15 protein-coding genes and 1 pseudogene are annotated in these 20,370 nt (G+C 36.7%); 3 read left to right on the plus strand and 13 right to left on the minus strand.

Going from position 1 to position 20,370, the window contains the following annotated elements; genetic code table 11:
• Positions 1–223: pseudogene (locus J2S08_RS14465) on the minus strand (IS200/IS605 family accessory protein TnpB-related protein); the annotation flags it as partial.
• 494 nt (positions 224–717) lie between these two features.
• Here J2S08_RS14465 and J2S08_RS14470 point away from each other — a divergent pair.
• Positions 718–2,787: a sensor histidine kinase gene (locus J2S08_RS14470; protein ID WP_307230686.1), complete on the plus strand. Its 2,070-nt coding sequence runs from the start codon at positions 718–720 to the stop codon at positions 2,785–2,787.
• Positions 2,768–3,841, plus strand: a complete 1,074-nt coding sequence (locus J2S08_RS14475) for a response regulator (protein ID WP_307230688.1) — start codon at positions 2,768–2,770, stop codon at positions 3,839–3,841. Before J2S08_RS14470 ends, J2S08_RS14475 begins: the two co-directional genes overlap by 20 nt.
• Before the next feature lie 113 nt (positions 3,842–3,954).
• On the opposite strand, the gene J2S08_RS14480 is transcribed toward J2S08_RS14475, so the two are convergent.
• The 9 genes from J2S08_RS14480 to J2S08_RS14520 all read right to left on the minus strand — a co-directional run bounded on the left by J2S08_RS14480 (position 3,955) and on the right by J2S08_RS14520 (position 16,948).
• Positions 3,955–4,626: a class A sortase gene (locus tag J2S08_RS14480; RefSeq protein ID WP_307230690.1), complete on the minus strand. Its 672-nt coding sequence runs from the start codon at positions 4,624–4,626 to the stop codon at positions 3,955–3,957.
• Positions 4,627–4,696: 70 nt separating this feature from the next.
• On the minus strand, positions 4,697–9,559 hold the full coding sequence (locus J2S08_RS14485) for an SdrD B-like domain-containing protein (protein ID WP_307230692.1): 4,863 nt from the start codon (positions 9,557–9,559) through the stop codon (positions 4,697–4,699).
• 336 nt (positions 9,560–9,895) lie between these two features.
• Positions 9,896–10,327 carry an Lrp/AsnC family transcriptional regulator gene (locus J2S08_RS14490; protein ID WP_307230695.1) on the minus strand — a complete coding sequence of 144 codons (432 nt, stop codon included), beginning with the start codon at positions 10,325–10,327 and terminating at the stop codon, positions 9,896–9,898.
• A gap of 435 nt (positions 10,328–10,762) precedes the next feature.
• Positions 10,763–10,999, minus strand: a complete 237-nt coding sequence (locus J2S08_RS14495; protein ID WP_307230697.1) for a DUF2198 family protein — start codon at positions 10,997–10,999, stop codon at positions 10,763–10,765.
• 98 nt (positions 11,000–11,097) lie between these two features.
• A complete protein-coding gene (locus J2S08_RS14500) occupies positions 11,098–11,745 on the minus strand; it encodes an HD domain-containing protein (protein WP_307230699.1) in 648 nt (215 codons plus the stop codon).
• Positions 11,746–12,422: 677 nt separating this feature from the next.
• Entirely contained in the window at positions 12,423–13,088 is a 666-nt protein-coding gene (locus tag J2S08_RS14505) for a hypothetical protein (RefSeq protein ID WP_307230701.1), read from the minus strand.
• Between the two features lie 134 nt (positions 13,089–13,222).
• Entirely contained in the window at positions 13,223–15,340 is a 2,118-nt protein-coding gene (locus J2S08_RS14510) for a heavy metal translocating P-type ATPase (protein ID WP_307230703.1), read from the minus strand.
• Between the two features lie 27 nt (positions 15,341–15,367).
• Positions 15,368–15,700: an ArsR/SmtB family transcription factor gene (locus J2S08_RS14515; protein WP_307230704.1), complete on the minus strand. Its 333-nt coding sequence runs from the start codon at positions 15,698–15,700 to the stop codon at positions 15,368–15,370.
• 411 nt (positions 15,701–16,111) lie between these two features.
• Entirely contained in the window at positions 16,112–16,948 is an 837-nt protein-coding gene (locus J2S08_RS14520; protein ID WP_307230705.1) for a polysaccharide deacetylase family protein, read from the minus strand.
• 570 nt (positions 16,949–17,518) lie between these two features.
• Here J2S08_RS14520 and J2S08_RS14525 point away from each other — a divergent pair.
• The gene (locus J2S08_RS14525; protein ID WP_307230707.1) at positions 17,519–17,707 is read left to right on the plus strand and encodes a hypothetical protein; all 189 of its coding nucleotides are present in this window, start codon (positions 17,519–17,521) and stop codon (positions 17,705–17,707) included.
• 186 nt (positions 17,708–17,893) lie between these two features.
• Here J2S08_RS14525 and phoU read toward each other — a convergent pair whose 3' ends face one another.
• The 3 genes from phoU to pstB (J2S08_RS14540) all read right to left on the minus strand — a co-directional run bounded on the left by phoU (position 17,894) and on the right by pstB (J2S08_RS14540) (position 20,337).
• Positions 17,894–18,550: a phosphate signaling complex protein PhoU gene (phoU, locus tag J2S08_RS14530; protein WP_307230709.1), complete on the minus strand. Its 657-nt coding sequence runs from the start codon at positions 18,548–18,550 to the stop codon at positions 17,894–17,896.
• A gap of 136 nt (positions 18,551–18,686) precedes the next feature.
• Positions 18,687–19,445, minus strand: coding sequence for a phosphate ABC transporter ATP-binding protein PstB (gene pstB, locus J2S08_RS14535; protein ID WP_307230837.1), 759 nt, complete (start codon positions 19,443–19,445; stop codon positions 18,687–18,689).
• Positions 19,446–19,491: 46 nt separating this feature from the next.
• Positions 19,492–20,337 (minus strand): phosphate ABC transporter ATP-binding protein PstB, encoded by an 846-nt coding sequence (gene pstB, locus J2S08_RS14540; RefSeq protein WP_307230711.1) that lies wholly within the window; start codon positions 20,335–20,337, stop codon positions 19,492–19,494.
• Positions 20,338–20,370 lie beyond the last annotated feature (33 nt).

Consider the following 20,370-nt stretch of genomic DNA (forward strand, 5'->3'; position numbering starts at 1 on the left):
AACAAAGTTGGGAACTAGCAAATGTTTTAGATACCGCAATGACTTGTTTACCATACCATTTTGCTTTGTACTCAAGCATAGTTCTAAACTGTGACTAAGATACTTCACTGATTGCTTATGCTAACTTGTGGTTCTTTAGCATATTGGATACTTGCAAATCTTCAATACCTATTACATCGTGGTTTTTGATGATTTTAGTAGAGATTTTTTGCAGGTAACCTTTAGGCTTACGCCTAACCACATTCATCTCCCACCTATCGTTGGGCTTCGCCCTTTACACGATTGAGGAGGTAGTCTTCTGTCGGAAAACGATAAACTTTCACCCAGAAATACTTCCATCAATGGGTTTTCTTCCCCTATTATATAGATGCAAAAGCGACCATTGCCCTGTCGGTTAGAAACAATATTTACTGAAGACGTAAGAAAAATGTTCACTTCCCACTTCTTGACAATGAATAGTCAGCTAATATGGAAAAATACTGTATATCTTATTTTACCACAAACAATTCATCTCTAACCAGTAAAAAGCGAACAAATTTTCGGTTTGTTTTTAGGTTAATACATTCCAACTCGATATTTGAAAAATAAGTCTTATTACCTGTATTTTCCCATCTTCTAATATGATTAAACAGTGCTTTGTACTAATGTATATAATTTGTTCAGTGCTATCATTTATAATAAGTAGCTATACACTTTTTTCTAATAGGAGAATGTATGATGCACAGACGATTATTGTTATCTGCAATCATTCTAGTAATCTTTACTGTTCAAATATGCATTGTTTTGTTAAACATCATGCCCCTCCATTATTACCCAAAAGCAAAACAAGGAATCCTTAATCTATCGGAAAAATATCTAGCCTTAAACAGAGATATTCCTTTAAGAGGTGAATGGATCTATTATCCAGATCAACAAACGTCACATGATGACAATCAAAAAAAAATGTTTGTAAAAATTCCATCTACTATTCAACTTTTTTCCAATCAAAAAACAAAAAAAAATAACGGCACCTATCATTTAAAAATGATATTGCCAAATATCGAAGAAGCAGAGGTGTTTGCTTTTAATTTCTTCCCTGCGTTCAATGCCCATACCATTTATTTAAAAAATAAAAAGATTGATGAGCATGGAGTTAAAGGCAAAAAAGATGATGTTCAACTGAACAGCAACACTTTAAAATGGATGTATTTTCCAGATTCAACAGCCAAACAATCATTATCTCATGTTATTGTAAAAAAGCACCTAAAATATCTTTCTTTTACAGGTCTTATTTACCTTGTAAATATGATCTTTTTTCTCTTTGGATTTATTTTTTTATGTGCAGATTTTCCTTTCATGTTGAAAGCTTTGCTTTTTTGGCTGCCATTCATCTTTATCATGGAGATTTTGCTATTGTGGATATTATGGAAAACAACGATCAAACATCCAAAAGAAAATGCGCCACTCATCATTTTTATCATTGTCACTTGCTATATCGGAGCTAGCATTACCAATCTCTTCTATATGATAAATGTGCTAGAAATAAATAACGTTTGGATCGTACAACTATTGGTGCTAATTGTTGCCATTATCGCAATCATGATGGAGCGTTTTTTTGCCTTATTTCGGCACTTAGTTACAGCGAATAAAAACCTTCTGAATGAAAATAATGCGATTCAGTTTTCGCTGCCATTAGCACATCAATTTACTTATGAACCCATTGCTCCATCTGCCAGCGAAGTTGCTGCTAGTAAAACACCATCTAAACCGATAAATTCTGATTTACCTCAAAAGCAGGAAAATACGATCTTAATAGTAGAAGAAGATGAGGCTTTTCGTGAAAAGCTTGTTAGACTGCTCACTGCTCAGTTTACAAAAGTCATCGCAGTAAGTGATGGAAAAGAGATCCTTTCGCCTTTAACAAAAGGGAAAGAGTGGGATTTCATTTTACTTGATATTCATCTATTATCGGAGAATAGTTTAACAATTTGCAAGAAATTGCGCGAAGTATATACCATGTTTGAATTACCTATTATGATGATGTCTAGTGAGCAAATCCCTGAACAAACAAGCGCTGCATTTGCTGCTGGAGCAAACGACATGATCCTTAAATCAATCGATCTGAATGAACTGAAATCTCGCATTCAAATGCTGCTATATTTAAAAAAATCGGTTGAAGATAAAATTTGTATGGAAATAACATTTCTGCAAGCTCAAGTAAGACCGCATTTTCTATTTAATACATTAAATGCCGTTGCAGCACTGAGTGAGGAAGACAATGACAAAATGAAAGAGCTCTTAATTCATTTTGGCTATTATTTACAGGAAAGTTTTAGCTTTAATAATATAAAGCCCCTTTCCTCTTTAGAAAGAGAAATAAAGCTTGTAGATGCCTATTTGAACATCGAAAAAGTGCGCTTTCAAGATAGGCTTGAGTACGAGCTAATGATTCCAGATAACCTTTCACTAGCCATTCCACCATTAACGATTCAGCCTCTTGTAGAAAATGCTGTGCATCATGGCATTTTAAAAAAAAGAAAAGGCGGAAAAATTTTAATTTGTGTTATTGATAAACAAGATGAGCTTCATGTTAGTGTAGAAGATAACGGCGTAGGTATGAGTGAAAAAACGATTGCTGATATTCTCAATCACAATAATAAAAATGGTGTAGGTGTCAAGAATATACATCATCGCTTAAAACAAATGTTTGGACAAGGCCTCTTCATCAACAGCCAAGAATTAACAGGAACAAAAATATTTTTTTCAGTACCAAGGGAGGAGATTCTTGATGATTGCTTTGATTGTTGATGACGAACCACTTGCTATGAAGCAACTGTACCGATTACTAAAAGAGAGTCGCATGTTCAGCACAATCGTTACATTTAATGACGCAGTTGATGCTCGTGCATATGTCAAAAATAATGCTTTTGATATTGCTTTTCTCGATATCGAAATGCCAATTATCAGCGGAATCGAGTTAGCAGATACAATCCAATCTCTTTATCCTCATGTTCATATAGTCTTTATTACTGCATTTGATGAATATGCAGTGAAAGCATTTGAAATGAATGCACTTGATTATATTGTTAAACCAGTTACAAAAAAGCGGTTAAAAATATCAATTGAAAGGGCACAACTTGCCAAAACAAGCACAAAAAAAGAGCAGACAAAAAAACAAGAGGGAATGATTCATTGTTTTGGAAGTCTTGCATTTACTGTTTCTACAGAACCACATAAAGAACGGGAAGTAAAGTGGCGAACATCTAAAGCTAGGGAACTTTTCTGCTATTTATTACATTATCGAAATAAGATTATACGCAAAGATATATTTCTTGATCTTTTTTGGCCTGATATTGATATCAAACGTGCAAATACACAATTCTACTCTACAATTTATCAAATAAGAAAAACATTACATACGATCCACTTAGATATAAAGCTTACTCGCTATGAAACAGGGTATCAGCTAGAATTACAGGATGTATTAGTAGATGTTGATGAATGGGAAACATCACTGCAGCGTCTTGGAAACGTAAAAGACGATAATATAGAGAAACATTTAGAGATGATGGGGTATTATACACAGCCATACTTTGATTACTATGATTATGTTTGGGCTGAATCCGAAAAAATGAGGCTGCAGCATTTATGGCTGCAGCATGCGCAGCAAATTGTTGCTTTTCTCATAGAAAAAAAAGCATACGAGCGTGCGATAAAAATTTGCTATAGAATCCAGACAATTGATCCATATCAAGAGCAAATCTATCATACATTAATAGATTTATATAATAAAGTCGGAAATATAGAAGCTGCAATCGAGCAATATTCATTATTACAAAAGATTAAGCAAGATATTACCTAGATCTTTAAACTAATTGCTTAAAACGTGCAACAATCAGGGGTTAAAGCCAATCTTATGGGTTAACCCCAAATTTATTTTTCTCTCTCCGTTGAGTCAATGCATGATGAACGAGTTCATGAACAGGAAGTACAAGCGAAGAAAGCCTCCTGCCCTTTAAAAGGCGTCTCCTTTACAAGCTCTCCTCTTACAATCGTTCTATTTTCCGTATAATAAGGCTCATCGCATGTTACAAGTGTGATTTCATTTTTATCATTGCTTTCCATTACTTCTATGGAGGTTTCGTGGACGATGATATTTGATGTAACCTTGTATTCATAGATAGTTGTCTTATCTGTTATTCGAATCATATCGCCATTTTCTAATGTCGGTACTGATTGAAATAATAACCCGTTTTGCTTCATATGATGGCCTGCTAGAATATAATTTCCAACCCCCATTTGTTGATGATCATTCATTTCCGCAGCTCCAAACATTAAGTTCTCCTGCGTCATTGTTCCATAAATAGGGAGCTGGAGATCAATTGCAGGAATGAAAATGACGCCAACTGGCTTGCCTTTAAAACGAACATTTTTTAGCAAATCTAATTCGCTTGGCGGCGCTATTAACTCCTTTTCTTTACTATTCTCCTTGTTGCGGTTTCTTTTTAATTCATCAGCACTTTGATCGGTAAACTCATTTAAAGAATTGTTTACCTTTAGCTGTATCAGGTAGTTCTTTATAAAAGGGCTAAAGATAAGCAATAAACCGCTGACAAATAATATAACTGCAATGCTTACTTTTTTCATAGAAACCACCCACCTCCTATTGAAGAGAAGTAAGCTGACCAGATTGGAGATGGTCAGCTTACTACGTTGCTTAATCAGCTTTTTTTCGTCTTGCTAAAACGATGATGGATGCAAGTAGGAATAATACACCAAAAATTTGTACATATAGTGAGTTGCTATCTCCTGTTCTTGGTAAAACTTCTTTTCCTTTATCCGCTGCGTTATTCTTTTTAATCTTTATTTGATCAGTTGGCGCACTAGGTGCAAGCGGATCAACCGGAGTAGTTGGATCAACTGGAGCAAGTGGATCAACTGGATCGATTGTTGGATCAGTTGGTGTGCTTGGATCAGTTGGTGTGCTTGGATCAGTCGGTTTGCCAGGATCAGTCGGCGTGCTCGGATCAGTCGGTTTGCCAGGATCAGTCGGCGTGCTCGGATCAGTCGGTTTACCTGGATCTGTTGGCGTGCCTGGATCAAATGGCGTACCCGGACTAGTCGGCGTACCCGGATCTGTTGGTTTACCTGGATCTGTTGGTTTACCTGGATCTGTCGGTTCACCTGGATCTGTCGGCTTACCTGGATCTGTCGGCTTACCTGGATCTGTCGGCTTACCTGGATCTGTCGGTTTACCTGGATCCGTTGTATCTTTTATTAAACCAGCATCAATCGTATGATTTTTCTCCCCTGCTTCAAGCTTAATGATCTCTGTTGTGCCATCTTCTTTTGCATCAGAATCTAGTGATCTATCTTCACCTTGCTGATATTTCGTAAAGCCTTTGTAGCCTTCTGGAAGATAAAACTTCACGTAGTACTCGCCTGCTTCTAAGTTAGGAAACAGGTAGTAGCCAGGATTGCCTGTTTCATCATCAGTAGTTACTGTCTTTTCAAGTAAGTTTCCATCTTTATCATATAGCTCTACAAGGACACCGTTAATTCCGTGATCTGCATCTTCATCTTGGATGCCATTGCCATTTTCATCAAACCAAACGTAGTCGCCGATTTCCCCTTTTTCTAGTGTAACAGGTGCTTCTTTTATCAATCCAGCATCAATCGTATGATTTTTCTCCCCTGCTTCAAGCTTAATGATCTCTGTTGTGCCATCTTCTTTTGCATCAGAATCTAGTGCTCTATCTTCACCTTGCTGATATTTCGTAAAGCCTTTGTAGCCTTCTGGAAGATGAAACTTCACGTAGTACTCGCCTGCTTCCAAGTTAGGGAACAGGTAGTAGCCAGGATTGCCATTCATATCATCAGCAGTTACTGTCTTTTCAAGTAAGTTTCCATCTTTATCATATAGCTCTACAAGGACACCGTTAATTCCGTGATCTGCATCTTCATCTTGGATGCCATTGCCATTTTCATCAAACCAAACATAGTCGCCGATTTCGGCTTTTTCACTTGGTTGAATTTTCACTCCAACTTTAATCGGTTCTGCTGGAAGTAATAATTTACCAGTATCTGTTCTTGTCGCTGTAAATCCAAATGAGTTCCAAGCGATTTCGCCATTTTCTGGTGCACCAACTGGCGCTCTCATCGACCAAGCAAGCGCTACTTCTTGACCAGGTTTTAACTCATTATTGAAGACAAATTTTAATGCTTTAACCGTTGTTAAATCTTGAGGAGGCTGTGCATCCCAAGTCCCTGTTATTACACCAGTTAATGGATTCATCTTTACATCGTTGCTCGTGCTGTAAAACACTTGGACACCGTCAGGAACGGTAACAGCACTCGATAGAACAGGGCTCCATTCACTTCCTCGTAGACCATCAACAATCACACCTGTATCGCCGATTCGAGGCAGAACATCAACAATGGTTACTTCTTTCATTGTAATAGTACTGTTGTTTTTGACTGCTAACTTGTAATCTACTTTTCCACCAGGGGTTGTATTGGCAACTTCAGGATGTCTTGACCATTGATCATCTAATTCGCCTTTCACCCACTTGATCGCTTCTAAGTTAACGGCGGAGCTGACAGCAATATTTGTATCAGCAAAAATGTACCAGCCTTTATTCTTATCGTATTGCTGGTTTTTGAAGTTTGCATCATTGACATATCCATGTGCATTTGAGCTCACTTCCGCACGATTTTCAACTGTGCCTTCTATCTTTCCTTTAAGAACTTCTTCATTTATTTTTGCTGTGAATTTTATAGCAAAAAATTTATCTATTGGGATACTTCCAGAATGATTCTCATCCCAAGACCATCTTAACAATGTACGGCCTGTTTCGTTATAATTCGGAATTGCTTCGAACTTTGGTGCTTGCAGTCCGCTTATATTGTTATCGAATGTCCAGCTATCTTCTACGTACTCTAATCCTTCAGGTAGTAAATCTTCTATCACCGGATTGTTGAATAAGTCACTGCTAAGTGTATGATTATCGACTCTAATCGTATATGTTACCGTATCTTCTGTCTTAAAGTTATTATTATTTGCCCACTTTTGCACTTTGAGAAGCGGCCGGTTGTCTGTCACATATACATTTTCACTATCACTCTGTTGCTTTTTTGCACCTTCAAAAGTGTAAGTCAATGTTGCAGTATTTGTAATCGTTTCATAAGGCTTATCTTCAGTCAGTTTTACTTTATAATTTGGATCCAACTGGTAAATAAATGTAAAGGCGCCGTACATTTCAAATGAAGTCGGTATATCACCAAAAACAATCTTTATGCCTTTTACTGTCTCTGGTACTTGCGGCAGCCACTTGCTGTCATTTGCAGAGACCGTTTGCCATTCGACCCAATTAGCAGAATCTTTCGTTGTTGTAATATATATTTTATACTGGTCAATTCCTGTGAATGTTGGTGTGTGAATTCTTTTTAAATGCAAGCCTTCTGGAGACATATCGACAAGTTCAGCTTCTTTCAATGTGTCATTCGCTGCATTTGTGATCCCACCGACATAAAAGGTAACCTCTTGTCCTGGCGAGATTTCTCGTTGAGCACCATTGATGGATTTATAAATCCAAGCTCCCCAGTCACCTGGTTTGAGAGTAAAGCCATGTTTAGCTTCAGCCTCCAATGAGACTCGCTCTTCCCCTAGAGGTGTATACTCTCCAATTACCTTATTAATGACTTCTGTATCAGCTTTCGCATCAGGATATGTCACTGTAACAGTAAATCGATGATAGTTATCGTCTGCTCCTATAGACGGAATCCATGTAATGGTATTGTTATTAGAATCATAGACGCCCTCTGGAGAAGATGATACATACACTGCCCCTTCAGGAAGCTGATCAACGATGCTCACATCTTCAAGCTTCAAAGATCCATTATCGTTGCCAGTTCCTTTCGTATTACGGAATACAATCTCATATACGACATCGGTATTAGGCATCGGCTCAGGATGCGGTTTTATTTTTTTCTTCGTTAGCTCCCACTTCGCTTCAGCTTGGGCTCTAACTGTCACATCTTCAGCCTCTCCGGATGTTTCAGTGCTTGTAAATTCAGTTTTGATGACTGCCTCAGTCCCATTTGAAGTTGTATAATTAGGAAATTTCAGGTTATTTATACGCAATTGGCCAACTGCTCCAGCTGACTGATTGTCCTGAAGCGTAAAGACAATTCGGTGATTCTCTTTATCATATTTATACGTTTTAAAATGACTAGTCAACTGAACGTGTGGCGGATTAAATTCAAGTTCAGGCGGCAGTTGCACAACCAACTCGCCATTAGTAAAGCTGCCTGTTAAAGCTGAAAGACTATAGTCAATCAGAAAAGAAAAATGTTCTCCAGACAGGGGATTCTCTTTTGTTGCGCTCCCTTGCAAGACAACACCTTCATCTTGATCTGGTGTATTCGGCTTTTTAGTAAAACCATGCTCAACCTCCGTCTCAACTGTAACAGAGCTGGCTGAACCGAATGGTGTATATTCAGCACTTGCTTGGTTGGTTACTTTCGTCGCTTCAGTAGCATTAGGGTACTTCACAACGACGATAAATCTCCGTGGATTATCTGCTTGGAAGTTTGCATGGTTATGCTTTATTCCTCCTGGATTCAACCAAGTAACAGTGTGCGTATCTGGATGATACGTTCCACCAAAAGTAGCAGAAACAAATTCAGCACCCTCAGGAAGTTTATCAAAAAACGTGACTTCATCTAAGTCAAGCCATCCTAACTCACCATTTTTGGGATCATGTCTAAATGCCATCTCGTATTCTGTTTCGCCATTATAATCCGCTTTTAATACTTTCTTCTCTATTTTCCAATTTGACTCTGCTTTCGCCGTTACCGTCACTGCTTCAGACTCCGCTACTACGTTCTCGCCAATCTTAAGAACACTCCTTATGTCGGCTTCTGTTTCATCCGGAGTCGTGTAATTAGGGAATTTAGCATGAAATGTGATTTTACCTTCAGCACCTGGTGCTATTCCATCATTAAATGTAAAAATCACTTTGTGGTTTTCATCATCGTATTCATACTTTTCAATATGATTACTTGTTGTTGCCTGTCCTTCATATTCGACACCTTCAGGCAGTGTAACTTCTATCGCAGCATGACCCCCTGTGCTAGAAAGAACATAGTCAATGGAGTATATAAATGTTTCTCCAGACAATACCGTTTCGTTGGCACTCATCGTGAGCTGACTGCTGCTGTTTTCGACGATACCCGTTTCTTTTCCAGGTGCTTGTTTGTCAGTTTCTTTCTGCTCCTCATTAGGCTTTTCTTTTTCTTCTTCATCATTTGGAGCATTATTTTCTTCATTTGGCGGTTCTGTCTCTTTTGGCTGCTTTTCTTCATCCATGACATCTTCCTGCTCGTGATTATCTATCAATTCCTCTTTTTCATCATCCCCGAGAGCATGATCATTATCATTCTGAATCTCTACAGCCTCGTTTAATTCAAGATTTTCCGTATCATCTGAAACTGCCAAAACAGCTGTTTGTGGAAGAAAAGTACTTAAAAGCAGGAGCAAGATAAGCATAACCGACTGTACTTTTTTCGAGCCTTTCATATCGATTTTTCCCTCCTCTTTTATTGATGTGTACAGTACTTGCCTATGGTTGATTCATTTTTTTTAACACGAACGCAGGAATCATCTCCTCTCTCCTCTTCCGCTACTAAGACTCCCTTCACTTAGAAAGCACCTATATCTTCTCTTGTTTAAAATGTGTGAAAGGATCAACTGAAGAGTCTACAATAAGCTATAATAACGCTTCGGCATATACACTTTCTGAACAGTGAAATGCAGAAAAAAGTTTAGAAAAAAAGCTATGGCAAAAGTTTTTGCCATAGCTTTCTTCATTACTTTCAAATGTTGAAGGTATCGGAGTTAAAGTAGATACATTGTCTAGGTTGTAAATTTTTTTAGCACCATGTGAGTCTCCACTTGTATAATGCCCTCTATACTCCCTATTGTCTTCCGTTGGAATTTTTCTAACTCTTCCATGTTTTCAAAGGATATACAGACATGGAGCATACTTGGCCCTGTTAATTGATAGCAAGTTTCCACTTGTGAATGTTCCATTAATTGATGTGCTGTCTTCACTAAAAATGCAGGCTCACATGTGATCATAAATATGACTGTAACATTCTTATTTATTGCAACAGGATTTAGTTGAATCGTGAAACTTTCAATAATCCCTTCACGTTGCAATCTTTTAATACGCTCCCGCACAGTTACACGCGACAGTGCTAAAACATCCCCAATTTCGACAAATGATAAACGACTATTTTCAGATAGCATATGTAATATTTTTCGATCTGTATGATCAATCTTCATCTCATTTCCTCTTTCTGATTTTTACTATTGTCATAGTATTAACATGTTTTAAAGATTAATATACTATTAGCAGATGAACATTTTCTGTACAAAGTGTAAAAGATTGATGATCAAAAATATATTTTCGGTGATCATCTTCTGAATCACTGCTCGAAAAGAACGTCTGGTCAAAAATCATTAAAAGCGAAATGTCCAATCAGTAAGGTCTTTCTTCTTCCATACAATAAAACGCAATGTTCAAAATGAGCGTCCTCGTCTCTAGTCACACATCGGACATTTATTTAGAAAAGATGTAAGCTAAAAAAAACGGTGAAAGAGGTCTACTTCCCATCACTTTAAACAGCCCGGAATCTTTGATTTCGCAAGCTTTTGGTGTGGAAATCATGCGGAGGATACAAAAAAAACGCTTCATGGTATGGTCGTAGCGCCATTACATTAAGCGTTTGGATCTTTTTTCTTTTTTATCATTTTTTTAGCAAAGTAAAAGCCTACTGTGAGAGAAGCCGCATCGATAATAATCAGTTCCCATGTATGTGTATAACCTGCATAAACAGATGCAGCAATTAATGCTACAGTTAGCACTAAACCAACTATATGATGATAGGTAACCCTTGTAAAAAATAGAACTAGCAGCCCGGGCAGCAATAATGCAGACAATATTTTATCAATCATTTAACTCACCTCTAACAACACCATTTGCTCTGTTGATGTCTTCACGATGTATGGACGTTTTCCTTTCTAAAAGATAGAAGAATATAAGTAGAAGGGGTTTATTGCTCTTTACCTATCTCTTTCAGTAATTTTTCTGTCATTTTTGTCACTTCACTATCCTCAATAAATGGTTCTCTCATCATATCTGGAAGAATTTCTTCCAAAAAATATTGAACGCATGCCATTTCTTTAAATGCTAATATGGTCGTCAATGCTTCTTGATAAATTTCTAAAAATAACGGTTCGGGATTTTCTTTTTGAATTTCTCCAAAAGCCTCATAAAGCAAGTCTATTTTGTCAGCAACAGAAAGAATTTTACCTTCTAGCGTCTGATCTTTTCCTTCCTGCAAACGTTCCAGATAAATAGCCTGAAAGCGCGGCGGGATTTCTTTGTCGATAAATTTTTTTACCATTTGCGCTTCAACTTGACTAAAGAGCTCTTTCAATTCTTTTGATGCATACTTTACTGGCGTTTTAATATCTCCAGTAAAAAGCTCGGCATAATCATGGTTCAATGCTTTTTCATAAAGAGCTCGCCAATTGACTTTGTTTCCCGTCTGTTCCTCAACTGTTCCTAAGAATTGAGCAATTTTTGCCACTTTAAAAGAATGGCTTGCAACAGAATGGTTCTGATATTTAAACTTCCCTGGGCAGCGATAAATTTGTTCTAAATCAGATAGACTTTTAAAATAGTGGTGAATACCCAAAGCGTTCACTTCCTTATGTGTCGTATGCTGTTCTCGTACTTTTTGTTCTTTCTCTTATTTTAATTGAAAGTGCGCCTCTTGTCTCGTTGAAGATTCACGATGATACTCATTATGACATAAAAAAAGCAGTTCAAAGGAAAAAACATTCATTTAGTTATTTCCCTATTAGTGTTGAACGAGATACACTGGTCATAATTTATTACAATATGCTTCTGTACTAAAGTAAAAGGATTTCACGTTTTAAGATGATGTTAACAAATCGATAAGCAGCTAATTTCTTCATTAAAAGTTATAAAAGATAAGCGCCTTTTCCTTGCTATTGTAGTATATATATTTGTGGAAGTTCACCTAAAAAAATTATGCGCCATAAAAAACAAAATGCCGATTCGCAGCATGATCATATTTTAATAAAAAAGTAGAGTCAAACGTTTTTATAAAAAAATACGCTTCTTCCATTATCAGCCTTTAAAAACATATGAAAAAGGCAAACCACTATCGCCTGTTCGCCTTTTTCATCCTATTCTTTATGCAATTATTTTATAGCATACATGTAAATTACTGCTATATTAATCATAATCCATTAAATGTTATATTGACTGTATATAATCCTAACAGCAATAAAGCAATATACAAAAATAAAACAATACAAAATATCTTATGTTTCTTGATAAAGTTCATCAATCTAGCCACCCATCTACCTCGTATGGATTACACTGAATATTAAGAACATGCGTTTGGGTACGCCAAGGAGTCGCAGTTAATGTCACATTGAATTTCCCCCAAGCCCTCGCCCAGCCATCTTCAGCCCAATGATTAGTAGCACCATCACTTACGAGAATGGCAGGATTTACATTAGTATGTGAATTTTTTGCACTTGTTGTTTCTGTTACGTAATAGTGATTCTTGTATTTAAAATATACAGTTAAGTAATATTGTGTTACAAAAATTCCATAAACCTTAACTTCATGAACAATACCATTTGAATCACTCCCACTAGAGTTAAGTGTAGAGTCATTAGATGCTCTTGTTTGTACAACAATATCCCCATTGTGGAATAATCTTGATTCACCTACTTCTACATCGGGCATAGCGCTTACAGCTTTTACATATTCTTCACTATAAAGTATGTCTACAAACTTTGCTTTCTCAGCTTCAGAAAGATTAGAATATTGATCAAAAGCAACTTTAGCTTGTGGGTCATTTTTAGCTAAGTCAATTAAAAATGATTCAAATTCTGTTTGGTTATTATCTTTACTCGCTGCTAATATGTTGTAGGAAAAACTTGAAATCATCATAAAAGTAACGACAAAAAAAGAAATAGTTAATTTGATGATACTTTTCAATAAAATCGCTCCTATTTATTATTATAATAATATTAAAACAATTTTAATTAAAATGCAAATTTTCTTATATTTTTGATTCTTTTGTATTACTTATTATTTCATTATCACGATAATTTCTAAAAAAATGCTTTCTCCTAAGCAGGAGAAAGCACTGTATCTTTTTTCGTATCCTTGTTTTGATTTTTCCCCTCAATGAGAACCGTCAAGCTAATTAACGTAACTAAAACGGTCGCCCCCATATCAGAAAGAATCGCAATCCAGAGAGTAAGCCAGCCAGGAATTGTTAGCAACAAAGCAATAAGCTTCAATCCTAATGCTAAGGATAGATTGATTTTAATAATCTTATTTACCTTTTTAGCAATTTTAACAGCAGATGGAAGCTTTCCTAAATGGTCTTGCATTAATACGACATCTGCAACTTCAATAGCACTATCTGTTCCTTTCCCCATTGCAATGCCGAGATCAGCTGTCGCTAATGCTGGTGCATCATTAATACCATCCCCTACCATTGCTACTTTTCCATGTTCCGTTAGTTCTTTTACTTTTTCTACCTTTTCATCTGGCAGCAGGCCGGCATAATAATGAGAGAGGCCAATTGATGATGCTACTTTTTCAGCTGTTTTTTGGTGATCGCCTGTTAGCATGACTGTGTTTTTAATACCAGCATCGTATAGTTGCTTTATAATCTCCTTGCTTTCACTACGAATCTCATCTGTGATCCCAAAAATACCTAGAACCTTTTCTTCATCGGACACAATGACAAGTGTATGTCCGTTTTCTTTTAATGTTTCAATATCTTGTAGTATGCTGTTTGTAAGCAGTGCTTCATTCACACTTTTTTCATTGCCAAGCTGATACTTTCTTCCATTTAAGATTGCCGTCATTCCTTGCCCTGTCACTGTTTGAATTTGTTCGGGCTCTTGCAGGTCAATATTGAATTCCGCCACTTTTTTTAGTACTGCTTTTGCAAGTGGATGAGACGAGGTTTTTTCAATGGAGCCTGCAACAAAAAGAAATGATTTTTCATCGTATACTTTCATTGTTTCTACGTGTGGCTCACCTTTTGTTAAGGTTCCAGTTTTATCAAATGCAATAGTATTGATTTTCCCTAGTTGTTCTAAAAATACGCCGCCTTTTACTAAAATACCATTGCGTGCATTTCTAGCAATGCCAGACACAATCGCAATTGGCGAAGAAATGATTAAAGCACAAGGACAACCAACAATGAGAACTGCAAGCCCTTGATAAAACCATGCTCCCCACTCGCCATTAAACAGCGGCGGCACGAGCATCACAATTGCAGCAACCATCATAATAAAAGGTGTATAATATTTGGCAAAGTGATTAATAAATTGTTCTGTTGGCGTTTTCGTTTCTTGTGCTTCCTCTACTAGGTGCAAAATTTTTGCCAACGAAGAATCTTCATATGCCTTCGTAATTTCTATTTTTAAGATCCCTTCGTTATTAATGCTGCCTCCGAATACAGTTTCATGAACGGTCTTTTCAACTGGCATCGATTCTCCGGTAATAGCTGCTTCATTGACAGAACTTTTTCCATCCTTTACTACTCCATCAGAAGGAATCTTTTCTCCAGACTTAACAAGAACTAAATCCCCTTTCTTTAAAGAATCAATAGGGACAACTTGTTCCATGCCATTTTTAATAATAACGGCTTCTTTCGGGGCTACTTGAAGGAGTGTTTCCATTGATTGACGGGCTTTTTCCATTCCAAGTCCTTCTAAATATTCATTAATACCGAATAAAATAGCAACCAATGTTCCTTCCTTCCATTCACCAATTCCAAAGGCACCAATCAAGGCAATGGTCATGAGCGTATCAATATTGAACTTGAATTTAGCCAGATTCTTCAAACCTTTTATAAATGTAAGATATCCACTCAATGCAGCAGCAAGCAAATACATAAAAATTGCTGTCATTTCACTATAGGATTCCACGAAAATAGCTGAAATAAAAAGAATGACGGAAGTTGCAATAAGCATCTTTAATTTTTTGCTATTTCCATGATCGTGCACATGATCATGATCGTGCTCTGCATCTGTTTTTACGATTGTTGCTCCATCGCTTGCTAATATTTTTTCAACTTTTTCCATTTCAATATTTTCTTCAACAATTAGCTTACTTGAATTAAATAAGATTTTGGCATTCTCACCATTTTTAAGCTTTTGAATCTCCGTTTCCATTTCTCGAGCACAATTTGCGCAAGAAAGACCTTTTAGTTTATATTCGGCCATTTTTAATACCGCCTTCCATTTTCATTTCTAATGATGGCGAGCATGATCAATTGTTTGTTCCAACACATTCATAACATGTTCATCATCATGCGAGTAATATAAAGTAGTTCCTGCTCTCCGATATTTGACTAGGCGAAGATTTTTTAAAAATCGCAGCTGATGAGAAACCGTTGTTTGTAGAAGCGATAACTTTTCTGCAATTTCGTTCACTGAATGCTCTTGATCTGATAATAAATGTAAAATTCTAATCCGCGTTGGCTCTGATAAAGCTTTAAATGTTTGTGCCACTATAAATAATGTTTCCTTATCCAATTCCTCATACTTGCTAGCATCTTTTTCTTTTTTTGGTTCTTCTCCCATTTATTATCCACTCCTATTTCAATATATGAATATGTGTTCATGTATGTGATTTTAGTTTAAAAAAATAATGCCTGAAAGTCAAGCATTATTCTAAACTTTTTTCATATAAAGTGAAACTTCCATGAGTGGGGGTTTTCTCTCATCCCCCACTCATGGTTAGTTGAACCAATCGGACATTTACTGGCAGTTATCCCCCACCTAGACTTCTTCGATCCCTCTTACTCTTGAGGTGGAGGTCTTACTGCCAGTTAGATGTGGGATAAAAGGTTCTCAAACCGCTGTGGTTGAGTGATCAACGTTATTCTAGCCTTCTTAGTCTGATTTTAAGGCTGTCACAACCGTGATGAAACACAAATATGTTTCATTCTCCCTCCTTTTTTGTTTTCATCATTAATGTTGTATTCAGCTCTCTTACTTTTCCTTTTTTTCGCTCCCATATTCATAGCAGCGATTGTTACACTCAAAAAAGATTGGTTCAATGCTATCATTCAACGTTTTCATTTGAAAATTGTTTTCACGCAAATAACTTAGCAGCTCAGGCAAATGTTCAAGCGTCTCGTTTAATTCGTGAAGAAGGACTACTGGGTGTTTTCCTTCTTGCGTCAATTTTTCTATCTCCTCAATCGTTTTCTCTACATACGATTGTTCATTCAATTCCCAATCTCTGCTATCGATATGCCAATCCCAAATTTGAAAGCCATACGTCTCAATGGCTTTACGATAAGAGTCAAGCAAATAAGGTATGCTGCCATAAGGAGTTCGAATCATCATCGAGTTTTCGCCAGTAATCTCCTCCAAGACTTTTTGTGCTTCAACCATTTCTTGTAAAGCACTCTCCTTTGACCGATAAAATAAATTTGGATCGTGTGTTACTCCATGGAGTCCGACAGCAAAGCCTTCCTTTACCATTCTATTCACAAAATCAGGATGTTTTTTCATCTTCGGTGCAAGCATAAAAAATGTTGCTTTAGCATCATATTGATGCAGCATATCAAGCAGTTGTCCAGATTGTGGAGTAGGTCCATCATCAAATGTTAAGTACACCACTTTTTCCGACTCTATCATCGGAAAAAAAAACAATGGATCATTAAAAAAATCGAGATTAAGTTTATTTTCTGCAGCAATCGGCTGTAAGAAAAAATGCGGAATTAATTTTTCTATTTCTTCGTTCGTGTTAACAAGAAAGCAGGTCAAAAGAAGAAGAAACGATAGCAAAAGTTTTTTAGTAAGCAACATCATTTGTTTCATACTGTTATTTTTACCAGCTTTGTTATTTTTATGTACCCTATTTAATAAAATACTTCATATTTTACCCCTCCTTAATTAAAAGGAAGACTCCCTCCTGCAAGTAAAAGCCTATAAGGAAAGTTTCTTGAAAATTGGAAGAAAGAAAAAGTGCTTTTCTTTTTCGAGGACATTGTATTTTTACTTGAGAGGTTTCTATGTAAAGGGTATTGAATTTTTTATTGATAAAATACCTCTAAAACGGACATTGCTTATATGTAAAACTATTATTTTTTTGTGAGGATATGAAGCCAATGACAAAAAATTGAAGATAAAATAACATTTTTCTCACATCGAATAAATCTCTTAAGGTAATGGTAAGGTACTGTTTACCCTATATACAGCTTTTAAAGTTATAGTAATAAGGATGGGCTTCAATCAGTTAGTCCACTAGAAAAAACCAATGTTAAACGCGTCTCTTATATCTTCTAACATGCATATCAGAACGTTAGAAAGCTTGCAGATTAGTGAGGATTTTCCATCTGTAAATATCCAATATGTATCGTCTGAAACATTTGGAAGTGAGGGATTTTTATGACATATATTTATTTTTCCATTTTTATTGCTGTAGTTGCTGGAGGAACGCATCTATTCTGGAAAGAAAGCAGTATTAGTAATGCCATTATTATCTTTTCTATCTTTTTGATTATTATTCTATTAGAGCTTTTTGCCAATAAGAAATCTAAAAAAGAAAATGAGACTCCAGAAGACGAATTCATGTGAGATTGGTTTAAAAAGGACGCAAATGCGTTCCTTTAAACCATTTTTATATAATATGAACACAAGCAAAAATGATTTTGTATTGTATAATGCTCACATTAGCTTGTCCCCACTAATTTGTCAGTATCAAAAAAAGCGTTTTCAAAAACACTCTTTTTAAGAAAGCAGCCAATTTGGCCGCCTTCTTTTTTAATTCAATTCTACCAATTTCCCAGTTTTCAAATAGATAATCCATTCACATATATTTGTCACATAATCGCCGATTCTTTCTAAATATTGAGCTACAAAGATTAAATACGTTGCCTGTTCAATATGGCGGCTATCTTGAATCATTAAGTTAACTAAATCGCCATATATAGCATAAAAATGATGATCTAGCTGATCATCACGAGCAGCAATTGATTTAGCTGCCTCTAAATCGATATCAATGTAAGCATTTAGTGCTTTGTGAACCATGTCTTTTACGAGCTCACCCATTTCTGGAATATCTATAAGTGGTTTCGCATAAGCATCGTTGTGGAGACGGATGGCTACCTTCGCAATACTAACAGCATGGTCAGCCATTCTTTCGAGATCAGTTGCCACTTTAATTGTCGTAACAATTCTGCGTAAATCACTTCCAACTGGCTGTTGCAGTGCAATTAATTCAAAACTGCGGCGTTCAATTTCTAATTCCATTTCATTAATAGTCTGATCACCTTCGACAACTTCCTGAGCCAACGCTGCATCCTTATCGACTAAAGATTTAACAGCCTTATAAATCGCCGCATCTACTAGCATCCCCATCGACAAAAGATTTTTATGAAGCTCATGCAACTGAGAATCGAACATCTGTCTGACTGTCATGTCACTGCTCCTTTTCTTCATTATAATGTCTTTCGAGTTTCAGCATCCTTCTATCATATTCGTTCCATTTGATTTTAATTCTCTTGCTGCTGTATGCTTACTTAATCTTGTATGTTCTGCAATTCGGCTAAGTATATTAGCCAAAACGTCCGGAAATATAGTCTTCTGTCTGCTTTCCTTTTGGATTCATAAAAAGTTGTTTTGTAGGTGAAAACTCCATCACTTCCCCATTCAAAAAGAACGCTGTTTCATCAGATATTCTCGCAGCCTGCTGCATATTATGTGTCACAATGAGAATCGTATATTGCTGTTTTAATTTAATCATAAGCTCTTCTAGCCTTGCTGTCGAAATCGGGTCTAACGCAGATGTTGGTTCATCCATTAATATGACAGTAGGCTGAACAGCCAACACCCTCGCTAGCACTAAACGCTGCTGCTGCCCGCCGGAAATGCCAATTGCTGATTTATGCAGACGATCTTTCACTTCATCCCATAGGGCAGCATTGCGTAAACTCGTTTCCACAAGCTCATCCAATTGTTTTTTATCTTTCAAGCCATGGATTCGCGGACCATATGCAACATTGTCGTAGATAGACATAGGAAACGGATTTGGCTGTTGAAATACCATGCCAACCTGTTTTCGCAGTTCTACAACATCCACTTTTTCCTCGTATATAGGCTGGTTATGAAGAAAAATATCTCCTTCTATCCGAACACTAGGAATTAAATCATTCATCCGATTTATCGAGCGCAGAAAGGTAGATTTTCCACAGCCAGAAGGACCAATAAAGGCGGTAACCCTATTTTTCTTTAAGGAAAGATTAATATTCTTCAACGCTTGAAACTCACTATACCAAAGCTGAAAATTCCGGACACGAATGATCGAAGTGTTCATCGTTTCCTTTTTTGCATATGCAGCCTCCAAAGACCTCACCTTCTTTTTATCCAAAGTTTCCTGACACATAATCCTCTGTCCTTTTCTCCCGTGGTTTTGTAAAAATAGTGGAAGTTTCAGCGAATTCTACAAGACTCCCCATATAAAAGAAAGCTGTTAAATCCGAAACCCTTGCAGCCTGCTGCATATTATGCGTCACTATCACAATCGAGTATTTTGTTTTCAATTCATGAATAAGTGCTTCTATTTTACTAGTAGAAATAGGATCTAATGCAGAAGCAGGTTCATCCAATAGCAACACATCAGGTTCTATCGTAAGAGCGCGGGCAATACAGAGGCGCTGCTGCTGCCCACCGGAAAGTGAGAGAGCTGATTTTCCCAGATGATCCTTTACTTCATCCCATAAAGCTGCTTGACGTAAGCTTTTCTCTACTATTTCTTGTAATTTGGCTTTATTTTTTATACCATGGCGCCGCGGGCCAAAAGCAACATTGTCAAAAATAGATTTTGCAAAGGGATTTGGACGTTGAAAAACCATGCCTATCTTCTTTCTAACTTCAAAAACGTTCACTGCCTTTGAATTAATATCAACACCGTTATAAACAATCTTGCCATTTACGACACAACCTTCAATTTCATCATTCATCCGATTCAATGCACGCAAATAAGTGGATTTACCACAGCCAGAAGGACCAATTAAAGCTGTCACTTTATTTTTAGGAAAAGCAAGCGATACATTGTCTATTGCTTGATGCTTTCCATAAAAAACATGAAGGTCGATAGTTTCGAGTGCCGCCTCTACTCGGTTGGGGGCAGGTGGCACCTGCTTTTTTTCTATTCTCTTAAAATTAATTGGCGCCTCTTCTTTCTTTTTTTTCACCGTTGTGATCATCTTTTTTTGCTCCTTTTCGTACATGTTTCAATT

This window comes from Bacillus chungangensis (assembly GCF_030812995.1).
Classification (GTDB): domain Bacteria; phylum Bacillota; class Bacilli; order Bacillales; family Bacillaceae_C; genus Bacillus_CF; species Bacillus_CF chungangensis.

What these genes read in the sequence shown, in the direction of transcription:
- J2S08_RS14470 (WP_307230686.1), top strand. Translation starts at nt 718, where the DNA reads ATGCACAGACGATTATTGTTATCTGCAATCATTCTAGTAATCTTTACT.
- J2S08_RS14475 (WP_307230688.1), top strand. Translation starts at nt 2,768, where the DNA reads ATGATTGCTTTGATTGTTGATGACGAACCACTTGCTATGAAGCAACTG.
- J2S08_RS14480 (WP_307230690.1), bottom strand. Translation starts at nt 4,626, where the DNA reads ATGAAAAAAGTAAGCATTGCAGTTATATTATTTGTCAGCGGTTTATTG.
- J2S08_RS14485 (WP_307230692.1), bottom strand. Translation starts at nt 9,559, where the DNA reads ATGAAAGGCTCGAAAAAAGTACAGTCGGTTATGCTTATCTTGCTCCTG.
- J2S08_RS14490 (WP_307230695.1), bottom strand. Translation starts at nt 10,327, where the DNA reads ATGAAGATTGATCATACAGATCGAAAAATATTACATATGCTATCTGAA.
- J2S08_RS14495 (WP_307230697.1), bottom strand. Translation starts at nt 10,999, where the DNA reads ATGATTGATAAAATATTGTCTGCATTATTGCTGCCCGGGCTGCTAGTT.
- J2S08_RS14510 (WP_307230703.1), bottom strand. Translation starts at nt 15,340, where the DNA reads ATGGCCGAATATAAACTAAAAGGTCTTTCTTGCGCAAATTGTGCTCGA.
- J2S08_RS14515 (WP_307230704.1), bottom strand. Translation starts at nt 15,700, where the DNA reads ATGGGAGAAGAACCAAAAAAAGAAAAAGATGCTAGCAAGTATGAGGAA.
- J2S08_RS14520 (WP_307230705.1), bottom strand. Translation starts at nt 16,948, where the DNA reads ATGAAACAAATGATGTTGCTTACTAAAAAACTTTTGCTATCGTTTCTT.
- J2S08_RS14525 (WP_307230707.1), top strand. Translation starts at nt 17,519, where the DNA reads ATGACATATATTTATTTTTCCATTTTTATTGCTGTAGTTGCTGGAGGA.
- phoU (WP_307230709.1), bottom strand. Translation starts at nt 18,550, where the DNA reads ATGACAGTCAGACAGATGTTCGATTCTCAGTTGCATGAGCTTCATAAA.
- pstB (WP_307230837.1), bottom strand. Translation starts at nt 19,445, where the DNA reads ATGAACACTTCGATCATTCGTGTCCGGAATTTTCAGCTTTGGTATAGT.
- pstB (WP_307230711.1), bottom strand. Translation starts at nt 20,337, where the DNA reads ATGATCACAACGGTGAAAAAAAAGAAAGAAGAGGCGCCAATTAATTTT.